This window comes from Microbacterium sp. NPDC008134 (assembly GCF_042957055.1).
Taxonomy (GTDB): domain Bacteria; phylum Actinomycetota; class Actinomycetes; order Actinomycetales; family Microbacteriaceae; genus Microbacterium.
In genome coordinates this window covers 373,202-387,182 of record NZ_JBIBHO010000002.1, presented here as the reverse complement: position 1 = coordinate 387,182, position 13,981 = coordinate 373,202, and the positions used below count along the sequence as shown (strand labels likewise).

The window sequence follows — 13,981 nt, the reverse complement described above, 5'->3', positions numbered from 1 at the left end:
TCTCACTCCGTGATTTCCGCGACCCAGCGAGCCGTGTGGTGGGCGCTGGCGACCGGGTCCATGCTGGCGCGATCGACTTCGATGATCACCCAGCCGTCCCAGCCCTCGGGCAGCTGCTCGAGGGTGCCGCGCAGGTCGACCTGTCCGAGCCCCGGCTCGAGGTACAGCCCGAGATCCGTGGCCCGCTCGTAGCTGAGGCCTTCCTCCCGGCTGCGCCGCGCGAGCTCGAGGTCGAGGTCCTTCAGGTGCAGATCCTGCACGCGATCCGCCCAGCGCCCGATGGTCTCCTTCGCGCTGATCCCGGCCCACTCGAGGTGACCGATGTCGAAGGCAGCGCCGAGGCGCTGCGCGTCGATCGCGTTCAGCACGTGCTCGTACTCGTGCTGCGTCTCGATCCAGGTGCCGACGTGGTTGTGCAGCCCGGGCTTCACGCCCTCGGCGTTCAGCACGTCCACGGCTTCGTCGATCAGGTCGGTGAGCTCGTCGAGACGATCCTGCGAGAAGTCGGCGCCGATCGCCGGCTTCTGCCAGCGGATCGCCGTCTGGTCGACCTCGGCGGCGAGGAAGATCGTGCCGATCCCGAAGTAGGTCGATTCCTCGGCCTTGCGGCGCACCGCATCGAACCAGTGGATGCGCTCGAAGGTGCCGCGCTCGAGCCGGCCGCCGTGATCACTCGCGAGCGGCACCTGCACATAGCCCGGTGCCAGGGTCAGACCCGAGTCCTTCACCATCGCGGCGTAGTTCTGCAGGGTCTGCGTGTCGAGAACCTCCATCATGGTGGCCTCGAACCCGGCATCCCGGATCGCGCGGAGCACGTCGGGGTACTCGGCGACGAACGACGGGTCCGCGAAGCGCCACAGGCTCGCGCTCTCGAGGTCTTCGGGGTCCTCCTTCACGTTGATCCACTGGATCGCGTTGAGAGCGAACTTCAGGTCCTTCACAGCCATGGGAGGGGTCCTTTCAGAGAGCGGCAGGGGGCACTTCAGGCGGTCACTTCAAACCCGTGGCGGCGACGCCCTGGATGAAGTACTTCTGCAGGAAGAGGAACAGGATGAGGATCGGCAGCAGCACCACCATGGCACCCGCCAGCAGCAGGCCGAACGAGATGGTGTTCGACGCCTGCGATGCGACCGAGAGACCGACCGGCGCGGTGTAGGTGTCCTGCGACTGGGCCACGACGAGCGGCCAGAGGAAGTTGTTCCACGAGGTGAGGAACGAAAGGATCGCGACGGTCGCGAGACCGGGACCGGTGAGCGGCAGGAAGACCCGGAAGAAGATCCGGCCCTCCCCCGCGCCGTCCAGACGGGCGGCCTCCATGAGCTCGAACGGCACACCGTGCGCGAACTGGCGCATGATGAACACGCACAGCGGCAGCACGAGCACCGGCAGGATGATCGCGATCAGCGAGTTCACGAGGCCCATCTGCACGACGATCACGAACTGGGGCACGAAGAGCGCCACGTACGGCACGATCATCGAGGCGATCACGAGCGGGAACACGAGCCCGCGTCCGCGGAAGCGCAGCTTCGCCAGCGCGTAACCGGCCATCGCGCTGAAGAGCACGTTGCCCACGATCGCGACGCTTGAGACCACGATGCTGTTGAGCATGTAGGTGCCGAAGCCCCGGTCGGCGAACAGCTGGATGTAGTTCTGGATCTGGAAGGACTCCGGGAACCACGCTCCCGGGTTGCCGAGGAACTCGGCCTGCGTCTTGAACGATCCGAAGAACACCCAGACGAAGGGCAGGAGCATGAAGACGGTGATGACGGTGAGCGCCGTGTAGTTCAGCGCCTGACGCGTCGGAGACAGAGTTTTCAATGTTTCGGCCTCAGGATTCTGAACTGGACGATCGCGACGATTCCGACGAGCACGAGCAGCAGCACCGAGCCCGCCATCGAGGCGGAGACATTGCCGAACCCGAACTGCTCGTACACCCAGACCGCGATCGACTTGGTGGACCCGAGCGGACCGCCCTTGGTGAGCAGGTACGGCTCTTCGAAGATGTTGAGGAACGAGACCGTCTGCAGCACCGTGACGAGCAGGGTCGTCGGGCGCAGCAGCGGCAGAGTGATCGACCAGAGCCGACGCCACGCGTCTGCTCCATCGGTGGCCGCGGCCTCGTAGATCTCCTCCGGCACGGCCTGGAGGCCGGCGAGGAAGAGGATCATGCAGGTTCCGGTGGTGCGCCAGACGCCCATCATCACGACCGTGGTTATGGCCCAGCCCGGCTCGCCGAGCCAGTTCGGCGCTCCGAGCCCCAGATCCGTGAGGGTCGTGTTCACCGGCCCCGTGATCGAGAACGCGTACTGCCAAATCACGGCGGCGGCGACGATGTTGGTGATCACCGGCACGTAGGCGGCGGCGCGGAAGAAGTTGCGCAGACGTCGGATGCCGTTGTTGAGCATGAGCGCCAGGGCGAGGCCGAGGGCCATGCTGATCGGCACGCAGATCACCACGAACATCACGGTGTTCAGAAAGGCGCTCTGGAATCCGGGGTTGCCGATGATGTCGATGAAGCCCTGGAATCCGGTGAAGTTCACGTTGAACGGATCGCGGATGTCACGGGCGCTAATGTCGGTCAGGCTCGCCCCGATCGCGAGCACGGCGGGGATGCCGGTGAAGAGCAGGAAGATCGCGAGGAACGGGGTGAGGAACAACCACGCGGTGGTGGCTTCGGCCCGCGATCCCTCGTGCACCTTCCTGATCCGTCGAGGACCGGTCCCCCGGGGGCGCCTGGAGGACGCCCCCGAGGTGACCATGGTGCGGGTCGCAGTGGTGGACATGATCGGAGTCAGTTGCCCATCCCGATGGACTCGGCCTGCGCCTGAGCCTCGTCGAGAGCATCCTGCGCCGACACTCCGCCGCGGACGACCTTCTCCATCTGCTCGCCGATCACGGTGCCGACCTGGCTCCAGGTCGAAACCTTCGGCAGGGTGACACCGGTCTCGAGGCCGGCCTCGACCGTCTGCAGCAGACGGTCGTCGGCGAGGGTCGGGTCCTCCCAGGCCGACTTCACGGCCGGCATGTTCTTGAAGATCTCGAACCACTTGACCTGGCTCTCCGGCTCCGACATGAAGCGGGCGAACTTCCACGCCGCGTCTTTGTTCTCGGAGTCCGAGGGAACGAACCAGCTGCCACCGCCGACCGTGGTCGCGGCGTCACCGTCGGGACCCACCGGCATCGTGGCGAGCGAGAGGTGCTCGTCGGCCCAGCCCTCGCCGTTCGCGTCGTCGAACCAACCGACGAACCACGGGCCGCCGTCGATGATCGCGGCGTTCTTGCCGGTGGTCGACCACGACACGGTGTCGAGGAACGCCGGACCGTCGGGCGAAGCGAGGCCGTCGGCCATCAGGCCCGCCCAGTACTCCAGCGCCTCGACGTTCTCGGGCGAGTTGATGGTCCACGTCGACAGGTCGTCGGAGATGAACCCTCCGCCGTTCTGCTTCGCGAAGGTCAGCAGCTGACGGGCGGTGTACGAGTCGTAGGCCGCGTAGAGCGCGAGCGGCCATTCGACGCCGGAGGCCTTGAGGTCCTCACCGAAGGTACGCAGGCTGTCCCAGTCGGTGGGAGCCTCGGCACCCGCGGCCTCGGCCAGGTCGGTGCGGTAGATCACCATGTCGGCGTACGCGTACCACGGCACACCGTAGGCGACGTCGTCGTAGACCGAGTTGTCCCAGATGACCTCGAAGAAGTCGTCGGGGTCGACGAGGCCGTCGGGCACGGCGTCGAATCCGCCGGTCGAGATCAGCGACGACTGCGTCTCGGTGAACGCGTAGATCAGGTCGGGGACGGTGCCCGCGGTGATCGCCGCAGTCATCTTCGACGCGAACTCCGCCTCCGGGATCTGCGTCATGTTGATCTCGACGTCGGGGTTGTCCTTCTTGAACTCCTCGAACATCTGGGGCAGCTCGGCGCCGTCGGCACCCTGCGTCCAGATCTCGAGCGTTCCGGTCGCGGGCTTGTCGTCGATCTTGGTGGACGCGCCGGCGTCGCCGCCGCCGCTGTCGCCGCCGCGGCCGCAGCCGGTGAGCAGCAGGGCGCCGGACGTGACCAGCGCGATTCCGAGCATCGTCGCCCGGCGTCGCGAAGTGGTGTGGAAGTGCATCGCGATCATCTCCTTGGTGGGTAGGGGTACTGCAGGGTCAGAGGGAAGAGGCGACAGCGCGGGCGATGCGCACCGAGAGCGTGGCTCCGGTGAGCGTCGAGTTGCACGTCAGCGCGGTCGGGATCACGCCGTTGCCGGCGAGATACAGGTTGTCGAAGCCCCAGACACGACCGTTCGTGTCGACGACGCTCGTGCCGTCGTCGTCGGGCCCCATCCGGACGGTGCCGGTGTAGTGCAGGGATGCCCCGGGGGGCTGCACCTCGCGGTCCTCGGTCGGGAAGTTCCCGATCACGGCCGCGGCCGTCCGCTGCACCTCCTGGGTGCGGCGGATCTCCTGGAGGTCGGCGTCGGAGTACGAGAAGTGCACGGTCATGTGCGGCATGCCGAGGGCATCCGTGAGCTCGTCGGAGAACTCGATCCGGTTCTCGGCACGGATCTCGGTGGCGCAGTACCAACCGACGCTGAGCTTGTGGCGCCCCTCGAACTCGCGCTCCATGAGCTGGCCGTGCGCGGGGCGGGCTGCCCCGATCGACGGGCTCCAGAACGAGCCGATGAAGGGCTCGCCCGCGGGCGGCTGGATGATGTCGGCGTCCGTTAGGCCGAAGCGGGAGGCGTCGATGTCGACCTCGCCGTCGATCGTCGCGTGCTCGTTGAGGTAGGCGCCGAGGGCGGTGGGGCGGATGCCGGAGGCCCACAGCAGTTGCGGGGTGCGCAGGGCGTCGCCCGCGATCATCACCTGCGCTCCGTGCGCGGTCGACTCCTCGCCCGTGACGAGGTCGCGGTAGGCGAGTCCCGTGACCCGTGAGCCGTCGTGCTCGATGCGGTGCACCAGCACGCCGCTGCGGAGGGTGACGTTCGGCTCGCTCCCGTCGAACACGAAGGGCGCGATGTCGCGCGGGCCGGTGCGGGCGAACGGCTCGCCTTGGCGGGGAACGCCGCCCATCGGCATGTAGCCGAACTCGCGTGCGGGATCGGGGCTCGGCACGGCCTCGCGGAGCGCGGCGAACAGCGGCTGCTCGAACGGGTTGTGCACGCCGGCGACGAGGGGACCGACGTAGGTGCGCAGCAGACCGCGCGCGGTCTCGAGGTCGGCGTCCCACTCGTCGCGCGGCAGGAACGCGGGGATCTCCTCGGCGTAGGGCCAGGGGGTGGCGGCCGTCCAGTGCACGCCCATCCCGCCGATGTTCCAGGCGACGGATGCCCCGGGGAAGGCCGCGAAGTTGTGGCCGAAGAACGCGGCGGGGAACACGCCCGACGACTCGGGGTCCCAGCCGTCGCCCTCGATCGCACTCATCGAGACCGCGTCCTTGACGTACTCGATCTGGCGCGCGCGGCGCATGAGGTCGTCGTACGAGGCGTTCATCGCGCTCTCATCCGCTTCGACGAGATGCTCGCCCGGCACGGAGGTGATCTCGCGCCCCGCCTCGAGCACGAGGATCGTCGCCTCGGGCGCCTGCTGATGCACCTGGTTGGCGATGATCGCACCGTTCGGGCCGGTGCCGACGATCACGAGGTCGTAGTTGTCCGTCATTGGATTTCGTTCCTTCTGTCTTCGTCGATCAGGAAGTTGTTCGGAGTGCATCCGCGGGTCGGATGCCGTGCGGATCAGACCGGGGTGTCCACCCAGCGTTGGTCGGCCGCCGCCAGGAGCACGGCCTCGGTGAGCTGCGCCGCGCGTACTCCGTCGGCGAAGGTGGGCAGGCCGTCGGGCTGTGCACCGCGCGTCGCGGCGTAGGCGTCGGCGACGAAGCCGTTGAACGCGTCCTGGTAGCCCTGGGCATGCCCCGCGGGCACCGTCGAGAACCGGGCGACACCGGGGTGCGCGGTCAGCGGGTCACGGAACAGGTGTCGGCTGCCCTCGCGCTCGCCCACCCAGAGCTCGTCCGGACGTTCCTGGTCGAAGCGGATGCTGGCCTGCGCACCGTGGAGTTCGAGCGTGAGGGAGTTCTTGCGGCCGGCGGCCATCTGCGAGATCAGCAGGGTGCCGATCGCGCCGGACTCCATCTCGACGAGGATCGACACCGCGTCCTCGTTGGTGACGGCGCGTCCGCCGCGCTCGTCGTAGACGCGACGGGTGCGGGCGGTGAGGCGGACGATCCGCTCCCCCGCGACGAACTCGAGCAGATCGCACAGGTGCGAGCCGATGTCGGCGAAGGCGCGCGACGGGCCGCCGTCGGCCGAAGTCACCCGCCAGTCGTCGTCGCCGGGCAGCAGCATCCAGTCCTGCAGATAGCCGCAGTCGACCGTGAGCAGGTCGCCGATCTCGCCGGCCGCCACGCGTGCGCGGGCCTCGCGCACCATCGGGTGGTACCGGTAGACGAAGGGCACCGCCGCCACCACGCCGCGGTCGGCGGCCGCGGCCGCGAGTGCGCGGGCGTCGTCGACGTGCGTGGCGAGCGGCTTCTCGCAGATCACGTGGCGGCCGGCGCTGATGACGGCAAGGGCGAGCGCGGCATGGGTTGCGTTCGGGGTGCACACGTGGACGATGTCGATGTCTTCGGCGAGGAGGGCGTCGATGTCGGCCGCCGCGCGGTCGATGCCGAGGTCCTCGGCCGCGGCCTGCGCCCGCTCGAGCGAGGAGCTCGCGAGAACCGCGGGAGTGGCGCCGGCTGCGCGAGCCGCTCTGCTGTGAACCTGGGCCATGAAGCCGCCGCCGAGGAATCCGGATCGGATCGTCCCGACGCCGGTTGTGGTGACGTCCGTTGTCATGTCGATGATTCTGACACAGGTCAACGTACTTTTGCTAGATTTTCGTCAAAAGAATTTCTTCGGCCACCAGATGAGTTACGCCACGGAGCGAAAGTCCTGTGATTTACTGACCCCTATGAGCGACGCCGAACGCCCCTTCTCCAGCGCCTCGACCGGCGCCGGCGACATGTTCCAGCTCTTTCTGGACGGCCAGGCGCGCACCAAGGCCGACCTCGTGCACCTCACCGGCCTCGCCCGGTCCACGGTGTCGGCGCGCGTCGACGCCCTGCTCGCGGCGGGGCTGCTGATGGCCGCCGGGGAAGCGGCCTCGACCGGCGGACGGCCGCCCTTGCGCGTGGCCTTCAACCCCCGCGCGGGGCTCGTGATCGCCGTGGACCTCGGCGCCTCGCACGCCACCGTCGCGATCGCGGACCTCGGCGGACGCATCCTCGCCTCGACGACGCATCCGCTCGACATCGCCAGCGGCCCCGAGCCGGTCCTCGACCGCATGCTCGTCGAGGCCCAGGGCCTTCTCGAGGACCTCTCGACCGGGCGCGGCACGATCGTCGGCGTCGGCATCGGCGTCCCCGGCCCGGTCGAGCACTCCACGGGCCGCCCCTACAACCCGCCGATCATGCCGGGGTGGGACCGCTTCGACATCCCGGGGTACGTGCAGCGCACCTTCGACGTCCCCGTACTCGTCGACAACGACGTGAACGTCCTCGCCCTCGGCGAGCAGACCACGAGCTTCCCCGACACCACCGATCTCATCTTCGTCAAGGTGGCCACCGGTATCGGCGCCGGCATCATCGCGGGCGGTCAGCTGCAGCGGGGCGCGCAGGGATCGGCCGGCGACATGGGGCACGTGCGCGTGCCCCACTCCGCCGAATCCACGCACCCGGCCGACGAAGAGCGCGACCTCGAAGACCTCGCGAGCGGCAGCGCGATCGCCGCGTCGCTGCGCGCCCAGGGCATCGACGCCGAGACGAGCCGCGACGTGACCGAGTTGGTGCGGGCGGGCAACACCGCGGCGATCGAGGCACTGCGTCAGGCCGGTCGCGACGTCGGCGAGGTGCTCGCCACCGTGGTGAACCTGCTCAACCCGTCGATCGTCGTGCTCGGCGGCAGCATCGCCCGAGCCGGGGAGCACCTGCTGGCGGGGGTCCGCGAGGTCGTCTACCGCCGATCGATCCCCCTCGCCACGCAGCACCTCGCCATCGTGCAGTCGCCGACCGGGGAGCGCGCCGCCGTGCTCGGGGCCGCGATCATGGTCGCCCGCGAGGTGCTCTCCCCCGTGAACGTCGAACGATACGTGTCGGTGAGGTCCCGATGACCTCGCCCTACGAGCGTGCGCTCGGCGATCGCATCTCCGAGCTCCATCCGAAGACCGAGTGGTACTTCCGCACGATCCCCGAGGGGCACGTCGGCGTCGGCCGCGGCGTGTTCACGACCGCGGGTTCGCGGTACCGGTGGCTGCGGCCCCTGTTCCGGATCGCCGAAGCACTGGGCGTCGCGTTCGCCGGCTGGGAGCGCGACGTGCCCTTCCGCATCGAGAACCGCACGATCGGCGGCGCGGCCGTGGCCGTGCGGCACTTCGAACTCCCCGGACGCACCTGGGTCATGCCCGACATCGTGACCCTCGGGTCGAACCGGATCCTGCGCAACGAGATCGGCCCGCGCCGCACCGTCGTGACGACGTTCGACATCGACGTCGTCGACGGCGCGGTCGAGCTCCGCATCCGGCAGGTCGGGATGCGATTCGGGCGTCTGCGCATCGCCGCGCCGCGCCTGCTGCGCCCGAGCATCGGACTCATCGAGCGCTGGGACGAGGAGCGTCAGCAGCATCACGTGAACATGACGATCGACGCGCCGCTGCTCGGCCGCGTCTACGAGTACACCGGCTACTTCGACTACGCGATCGAGAGCGAGACCCCGTGACGGATGCCACTCCCCTGCCCGCAGGACCGGTCGTGATCGGCGGCTCCTCCGGATTCATGGGCCGGTATCTCGTTCCTCGCCTGCGATCCGCCGGACGCGAGGTCATCACGATCTCCCGCTCGGGCGCCGACATCACCTGGGACGACCAGCACGCCATCGATCGTGCGGTCGACGGCGCCTCGCTCGTGATCGGGCTGGCCGGCAAGAGCGTGAACTGCCGGTACACCCCCGAGAACCGGGCGGAGATCTTCCGTTCGAGACTCGACACGACCGCGGCGCTGAGCGCGGCGATCGCTGCGGCGACGAACCCGCCGCCGCTGTGGGTCAACTCCTCGACCGCGACGATCTACCGTCATGCCGAGGACCGCCCCATGACCGAAACCTCGGGAGACCTCGGCGCCGGATTCTCCGTGGAGGTGGCGAAGGCCTGGGAAGGCGCCCTCTTCGCCGACGCACTGCCCCACACCCGCCGGGTCGCACTGCGCAGCGCGATCGTGCTCGGCCACGGCGGAGTCCTCGGTCCGCTCGAGCGTCTCGCGCGCCTCGGACTGGGCGGCGCGCAGCACGACGGACGCTGGCCGGTCGGCCGCGCGCGACGCGCCGCCGGCACCGGGCACTTCCCCGGGGCGCTCCGCGGTACGCAGCGGTTCAGTTGGGTGCACGTCGACGACATCGCCCGCATCATCGACTTCCTCGAGGTCACGCCGTCGCTCGACGGTCCGGTGAACGCGGCATCCCCGAACCCCTCGGACAACGCCGGGTTCATGGCCACCGTTCGCCGCGTGCTCGGCGTCGGGTTCGGACCGCCGCTCCCCCGCTGGATGCTCGAACTCGGCGCCATCGGCATCCGCACCGAGACCGAACTGGTCCTGAAGAGCCGGTGGGTCATCCCGGAGAGACTCACAGCCGCGGGGTTCGAGTTCGCCTACCCCGAGCTCGAAGGCGCGGTCCGCGAATCCTTCTCGCGCACGTCGCGCAGCGCCGGCTCCAGTTCCGGGAATGCGAAGGAGTAGCCCGCTTCCTCGAGCACCCCCGGAGCCACCCATCGACTGTTGAGCACGAGATCGGGCTCGGCGCGCAGCACCCACATCGCGGGTTCCAGCATGAACCGCCACGCGGGGAGTCCGATCGGCATCCCGACGACGCGGCGCAGCGCCCGCATCAGTCCGCGGTTCTCCACCACACCCGGCGCCGACATGTTGACCGGCCCCGAGATGCGTGCATCATCGCGGATGAACCGCACGGCGCCCACGAGGTCGTCGATGTGGATCCAGCTGAAGCGCTGATGCCCGCGCGATCGCCGTCCGAGCGGATGCCGCGGCTCGGTCGGGTGCGGACCGACGCCGCGATAGCGGCGGTGCGGGAACCACCACCCGTCGAACTGCGGTCCGCCGAGACCGAAGCGGGCGAGGCGGAAGAGCAGGGCGGGCGCGGGCCCGTCGCCGAGCACGAAGGTGATCCGCAGCGCGACGCGCCGCGTCGACGGCAGCTCACCCCGGAACAGCTCTTGCTCCCAGGCGCGCGTCACGTCGGGAAGGAAGCCGGTGTCTCGGTCGGTGTCCGCCTCGGTCTGCGCGCGGTCGAGGGCGTAGCGGTAGACGGCGGCGCTCGACGCGTTCATCCAGACGGCGGGCGGATGCTCGGCTCGCGCGATGGCCTCGTGCAGGGCACGGGTCGTCTCGAGGCGCGACCGGAGGATCTCCTCGCGGTTGCGATCGGTGAACCGCGCGTTGATGCTCTTGCCGGCGAGACCGATGACGAGATCGGCGCCATCGACGGCCCTCCGGACGGACGCGGGATCGTCCCAACGAGCGTCCGGGCCGTGACGACCGATCACGCTCACGGCATAGCCGTCGGCTTCGAGCGCTTGCTTCAGCGCCGTACCGACGAAACCGCTGCCGCCGCCGATCACGGCCCGCCGGGTCGCCCCTGTGCTCGCCATGTCAGGATCCGCTCTCGTCGTGCTCGCCCGGCTGCCGTTTACGTTTCTCGATCTCCTCGCGCAGGCGCCACTCCTCGATCTCGCGATCGAGATCGGCGATCTGCTGCTCGGTCGTGCGAGTGTCGCGCGGCGGCGCCGGGGGTGCGGCGGGGCCCGCCGACGGAGCCGCCCGCGGCGTCCGCCGGAGGCGCGGGATCGCGATCCCGGCATCGCCGTACTCGCGGCCGAGGCCGAACCAGAGCAGCGCTCCGAGCAGGGGCAGCAGGATCACCACGATCAGCCACGCGAGACGGGGCAGGAAGCGCACCTGCGAGTCCTCACGCCGCACGATGTCGATCACCGCGCCGATCGTCAGCGCGAGGGTGATGATCGTGAACAGGAACGGCATGAACTCAGAGTAGATCAGGGAAGCAGGTGCCCGGCAGCCCGGAAGAGCTCGTACCACTCCTCGCGGGCGAGTTTGACGTCGGCGCCGGCCGCGGCATCCGTCACCCGTTCGGGCGTCGTCGTACCGAGCACGACCTGCATCTGCGCCGGATGACGCACGATCCACGCCGTCGCGATCGCGATCGGCGTCACCCCGTGCGCGGCGGCGAGCCGATCGATCACCGCGTTCAACTCGGCGTACTGAGGGTTGCCGAGGAAGACCCCGGTGAAGAATCCGCCCTGGAACGGCGACCACGCCTGGATCGTGATGCCGTTGAGGCGGCAGTACTCGACGATCCCTCCGCCGTCGCGCACGATGCTCTGGTCCTCGGCGGCCATGTTCATCGCGATCGGCTGGGCGATGATCGGCGCGTGCGTGATCGAGAGCTGCAGCTGGCTCGCGACGAGGGGCTGGCGCACCGCGGTGCGCAGCAGGTCGATCTGGCGGGGCGTGTGATTCGACACCCCGAAGGCCCTCACCTTGCCCGCGGCCTCGAGCTCGTCGAACGCGCGGGCGACCTCCTCGGGTTCGACCAGCGCGTCCGGGCGGTGCAGCAGCAGCACGTCGAGACGGTCGGTACGCAGGGCCCGCAGGGAGCCTTCGACCTGAGTGACGATGTGCTCGTACGAGAAGTCGAACATCCCCTTGTCGGGCACGATGCCGCACTTGGTCTGCAGTACGATCTCGTCGCGCTCGGCGGCGGTGAGTCGCAGGGCGGCCGCGAAACGGGACTCGCAGTGGTGCATCCGCCCGCCGTAGATGTCCGCATGGTCGAAGAAATCGATCCCGGCGGCGCGCGCCGTGTCGTACAACCCGCGGATGTGGGCGTCGTCCTTGTCGTCGATGCGCATCATCCCGGCGACGACGGCGGGAGCGGTGGTGGTTCCGAAAGGCACGGTCTTCATGGCGCCACGATATCGCGGCCCCGGGACCGTGTCAGCGCTCGCCCGCGCCCGTCCTCAGGTCGGGGAGCAGGGATGCCGGCGAGCGGTCGAGCGCCTGGGCGATCCGCGCGAGGTCGACGACGCTGATATCCACCTGGGCATCGAGCTTGCGACGTAGGGTGGAGTACGCGATGCCGGACTGCGCGGCGAGCCACTTCTTCGACCGATGGGCCTCACGCAGAGCGGAGAGGATCGCATCGGCCACCATCTGTCGATCATCTGCCGTCACACGTAGACAGTATCTCCCCGCATGTCGACATGCAAGACGGGAAGTATCCGATATGACAGCATATTGAACTCGCCGCGGTGCTATCGTGACTCGGGTGAAGACATCAGCCGACTTGTTCAACGCTGCCGTCGGCCGTCAGTTGCGGGCCGAGATCGCGGCGGCGGGAAGCAGTATCGCCGCGATGGCGCGCGCAGCGGGAGTGGCCCGCAGCGCCCTCGACAACTACGTCACGGGAAAGCGATCCATTCCGGTTCCCCTCGTCTACAGCGTCTGCTCGATCATCAACGTCGCGCCGCACCTCGTGCTGGCCCGTGCGGAGGAGCGTCTGAACGCCGACATCGCGAGTGCCCCGGCGCCGGTCACTCCCCTGCGCGCTCGCCCCGATGTCGCACCCCTCGGCGATGATGTTCCCGAAGTCGCCTTCGGCTCCACCCTTCCGCACGATCGCGACACCGACGACCTCTATCCGTAGGAACGACATGGACCCGCAGCTCCTCCGCCTCGCCGAGGAGCGCGGGCTGCACGTCGTCGAGAGACCCGGCCCCACACGGGGCGGTTTCGATCCGGCGGGGCGCGTCATCCGGGTGTCTCCCGGCATGAGCGCTCGTACGACGCGCAGCGTCCTCGCGCACGAACTCGGGCACGCCGCCCTCCGGCACGCGCCGACGACGCACGCACGACTGCGCGCTCGCCAGGAGCATCAGGCCGATGCCTGGGCGGCGAGCCTGCTTATCTCGCCGCAGGCGTACGCCGCTGCCGAGCGACTCCGCGGGCCGCATCCGGCGAGCCTGGCGTTCGAGCTCGACGTCACGGTCGAGTTGATCGCCGCCTACCAGGCGCTCCTGCGTCGCGCGGGGTGAGCGGCGGCATCCGCTGGTTGAATGGCCACGTGACCTTTCTCGTTCCGCCCACCGCCGTCACCCTCACCGGTCGCCTCGTCGAGCTGCGACCGCTCGATCCCTCGTACCGCGACGCGTTGATCGAGGCCGTCGAGGAAGGCGGCCTCTGGCAGTCGGCCTGGTACACCTCCGTTCCCGCGCCCGACGGGGTCGCCGCGGAGATCGACCGCCGGATCGCGCTGTACGAGAAGGGCGAGATGATCCCCTTCGTCACGGTCGACACGACCGGACGCGTGCTCGGCATGACGTCGTACTACGACATCGTGGCCGAGGTCCCCCGCCTGCACATCGGGTACACCTGGAACCGCCCGTCCGCCCACGGCACCGGCACGAACGCCGAGTCGAAGCTGCTGCTCCTGCGCCACGCGTTCGAGACGCTCGGAGTTTTCCGCGTCGGGCTCACGACCCAGTGGGTCAACTTCCAGTCCCGTGCGGCGATCGAGCGCCTCGGAGCCAAGCAGGACGGCGTGATGCGCGCGATGGCGCGCTACCGCAACGGCGCTCTCCGCGACAGCGTCGAGTACTCGATCATCGAGCCGGAGTGGCCGGCCGTGCGCGCGAACCTCGAGATGCGACTGTCGCGCCGGGCCTGACCCGCGGAGGTCACTCGGTCGAAGGGCCCGACCAGTTCTTCGTGCGACGCGTGGCGGTGCCGCGCTCGCGCATCATGAAGGCGAGCGACAGCATCGTGACCAGGAGACCCGCGACGAAGAGGATCGCCTGGTAGTCCTCGGCGGTCTGCGCGAAGGCCATGAGGTAGATCCCTCCGAGGAAGAGGATCAGGAAGAAGATGAAGCTGAGGATCACGG

Annotated in this window: 17 protein-coding genes; 6 read left to right on the top strand and 11 right to left on the bottom strand. The window is 69.0% G+C overall.

Annotated features, from left to right (window positions below):
- Positions 1-2 precede the first annotated feature (2 nt).
- From ACFY9N_RS12650 to ACFY9N_RS12625, 6 genes are all read right to left on the bottom strand, one after another.
- Positions 3-947 (bottom strand): sugar phosphate isomerase/epimerase family protein, encoded by a 945-nt coding sequence (locus tag ACFY9N_RS12650; protein WP_391478998.1) that lies wholly within the window; start codon positions 945-947, stop codon positions 3-5.
- A 43-nt stretch (positions 948-990) separates the two neighbouring features.
- Complete coding sequence (locus ACFY9N_RS12645; protein ID WP_247624917.1) at positions 991-1,818, bottom strand: carbohydrate ABC transporter permease; 828 nt, start codon at positions 1,816-1,818, stop codon at positions 991-993.
- Positions 1,815-2,696, bottom strand: a complete 882-nt coding sequence (locus tag ACFY9N_RS12640; protein WP_391478996.1) for a carbohydrate ABC transporter permease — start codon at positions 2,694-2,696, stop codon at positions 1,815-1,817. Before ACFY9N_RS12640 ends, ACFY9N_RS12645 begins: the two co-directional genes overlap by 4 nt.
- Positions 2,697-2,791: 95 nt before the next feature.
- Positions 2,792-4,105, bottom strand: a complete 1,314-nt coding sequence (locus ACFY9N_RS12635) for an extracellular solute-binding protein (protein WP_391478995.1) — start codon at positions 4,103-4,105, stop codon at positions 2,792-2,794.
- Positions 4,106-4,142: 37 nt separating this feature from the next.
- On the bottom strand, positions 4,143-5,636 hold the full coding sequence (locus ACFY9N_RS12630) for a GMC oxidoreductase (RefSeq protein ID WP_391478993.1): 1,494 nt from the start codon (positions 5,634-5,636) through the stop codon (positions 4,143-4,145).
- 74 nt (positions 5,637-5,710) lie between these two features.
- Positions 5,711-6,814, bottom strand: coding sequence for a Gfo/Idh/MocA family protein (locus ACFY9N_RS12625; protein ID WP_391478991.1), 1,104 nt, complete (start codon positions 6,812-6,814; stop codon positions 5,711-5,713).
- Positions 6,815-6,929: 115 nt separating this feature from the next.
- On the opposite strand from ACFY9N_RS12625, the gene ACFY9N_RS12620 reads away from it, so the two are divergent.
- The 3 genes from ACFY9N_RS12620 to ACFY9N_RS12610 are packed head-to-tail and all read left to right on the top strand — an operon-like array spanning position 6,930 to position 9,744.
- Positions 6,930-8,126: an ROK family protein gene (locus tag ACFY9N_RS12620; protein ID WP_391478989.1), complete on the top strand. Its 1,197-nt coding sequence runs from the start codon at positions 6,930-6,932 to the stop codon at positions 8,124-8,126.
- Complete coding sequence (locus ACFY9N_RS12615; protein WP_391478988.1) at positions 8,123-8,731, top strand: DUF4166 domain-containing protein; 609 nt, start codon at positions 8,123-8,125, stop codon at positions 8,729-8,731. The genes ACFY9N_RS12620 and ACFY9N_RS12615 overlap by 4 nt, the downstream gene beginning before the upstream one ends.
- A complete protein-coding gene (locus ACFY9N_RS12610; protein ID WP_391478986.1) occupies positions 8,728-9,744 on the top strand; it encodes an epimerase in 1,017 nt (338 codons plus the stop codon). The genes ACFY9N_RS12615 and ACFY9N_RS12610 overlap by 4 nt, the downstream gene beginning before the upstream one ends.
- Here ACFY9N_RS12610 and ACFY9N_RS12605 read toward each other — a convergent pair.
- The 4 genes from ACFY9N_RS12605 to ACFY9N_RS12590 are packed head-to-tail and all read right to left on the bottom strand — an operon-like array spanning position 9,657 to position 12,273.
- Entirely contained in the window at positions 9,657-10,673 is a 1,017-nt protein-coding gene (locus ACFY9N_RS12605; protein WP_391478985.1) for an epimerase, read from the bottom strand. The two genes, ACFY9N_RS12610 and ACFY9N_RS12605, sit on opposite strands and share 88 nt — an antisense overlap.
- A gap of 1 nt (position 10,674) precedes the next feature.
- Entirely contained in the window at positions 10,675-11,061 is a 387-nt protein-coding gene (locus ACFY9N_RS12600) for a PLDc N-terminal domain-containing protein (RefSeq protein ID WP_391478983.1), read from the bottom strand.
- Between the two features lie 14 nt (positions 11,062-11,075).
- Positions 11,076-12,005 (bottom strand): aldo/keto reductase family oxidoreductase, encoded by a 930-nt coding sequence (locus ACFY9N_RS12595; protein ID WP_391478981.1) that lies wholly within the window; start codon positions 12,003-12,005, stop codon positions 11,076-11,078.
- Positions 12,006-12,036: 31 nt separating this feature from the next.
- Positions 12,037-12,273: a helix-turn-helix domain-containing protein gene (locus tag ACFY9N_RS12590; protein WP_391478980.1), complete on the bottom strand. Its 237-nt coding sequence runs from the start codon at positions 12,271-12,273 to the stop codon at positions 12,037-12,039.
- Positions 12,274-12,367: 94 nt separating this feature from the next.
- Between ACFY9N_RS12590 and ACFY9N_RS12585 the strand changes: the two genes are divergently transcribed.
- From ACFY9N_RS12585 to ACFY9N_RS12575, 3 genes are read left to right on the top strand one after another with little or no spacing between them, the layout of a single operon-like run.
- Positions 12,368-12,745, top strand: coding sequence for an XRE family transcriptional regulator (locus tag ACFY9N_RS12585; protein ID WP_391478978.1), 378 nt, complete (start codon positions 12,368-12,370; stop codon positions 12,743-12,745).
- Positions 12,746-12,752: 7 nt separating this feature from the next.
- Positions 12,753-13,133, top strand: a complete 381-nt coding sequence (locus ACFY9N_RS12580) for an ImmA/IrrE family metallo-endopeptidase (RefSeq protein WP_391478977.1) — start codon at positions 12,753-12,755, stop codon at positions 13,131-13,133.
- A 29-nt stretch (positions 13,134-13,162) separates the two neighbouring features.
- Positions 13,163-13,765, top strand: a complete 603-nt coding sequence (locus tag ACFY9N_RS12575) for a GNAT family N-acetyltransferase (RefSeq protein ID WP_391478976.1) — start codon at positions 13,163-13,165, stop codon at positions 13,763-13,765.
- Between the two features lie 10 nt (positions 13,766-13,775).
- On the opposite strand, the gene ACFY9N_RS12570 is transcribed toward ACFY9N_RS12575, so the two are convergent.
- Complete coding sequence (locus ACFY9N_RS12570; RefSeq protein WP_391478975.1) at positions 13,776-13,979, bottom strand: hypothetical protein; 204 nt, start codon at positions 13,977-13,979, stop codon at positions 13,776-13,778.
- Positions 13,980-13,981: the final 2 nt, after the last annotated feature.

Excerpts from the sequence above, each read along its gene's own strand:
- ACFY9N_RS12595 (WP_391478981.1), bottom strand. The coding sequence starts at position 12,005 with ATGAAGACCGTGCCTTTCGGAACCACCACCGCTCCCGCCGTCGTCGCC.
- ACFY9N_RS12620 (WP_391478989.1), top strand. The coding sequence starts at position 6,930 with ATGAGCGACGCCGAACGCCCCTTCTCCAGCGCCTCGACCGGCGCCGGC.
- ACFY9N_RS12600 (WP_391478983.1), bottom strand. The coding sequence starts at position 11,061 with ATGCCGTTCCTGTTCACGATCATCACCCTCGCGCTGACGATCGGCGCG.
- ACFY9N_RS12605 (WP_391478985.1), bottom strand. The coding sequence starts at position 10,673 with ATGGCGAGCACAGGGGCGACCCGGCGGGCCGTGATCGGCGGCGGCAGC.
- ACFY9N_RS12635 (WP_391478995.1), bottom strand. The coding sequence starts at position 4,105 with ATGCACTTCCACACCACTTCGCGACGCCGGGCGACGATGCTCGGAATC.
- ACFY9N_RS12650 (WP_391478998.1), bottom strand. The coding sequence starts at position 947 with ATGGCTGTGAAGGACCTGAAGTTCGCTCTCAACGCGATCCAGTGGATC.
- ACFY9N_RS12580 (WP_391478977.1), top strand. The coding sequence starts at position 12,753 with ATGGACCCGCAGCTCCTCCGCCTCGCCGAGGAGCGCGGGCTGCACGTC.
- ACFY9N_RS12630 (WP_391478993.1), bottom strand. The coding sequence starts at position 5,636 with ATGACGGACAACTACGACCTCGTGATCGTCGGCACCGGCCCGAACGGT.
- ACFY9N_RS12615 (WP_391478988.1), top strand. The coding sequence starts at position 8,123 with ATGACCTCGCCCTACGAGCGTGCGCTCGGCGATCGCATCTCCGAGCTC.
- ACFY9N_RS12625 (WP_391478991.1), bottom strand. The coding sequence starts at position 6,814 with ATGACAACGGACGTCACCACAACCGGCGTCGGGACGATCCGATCCGGA.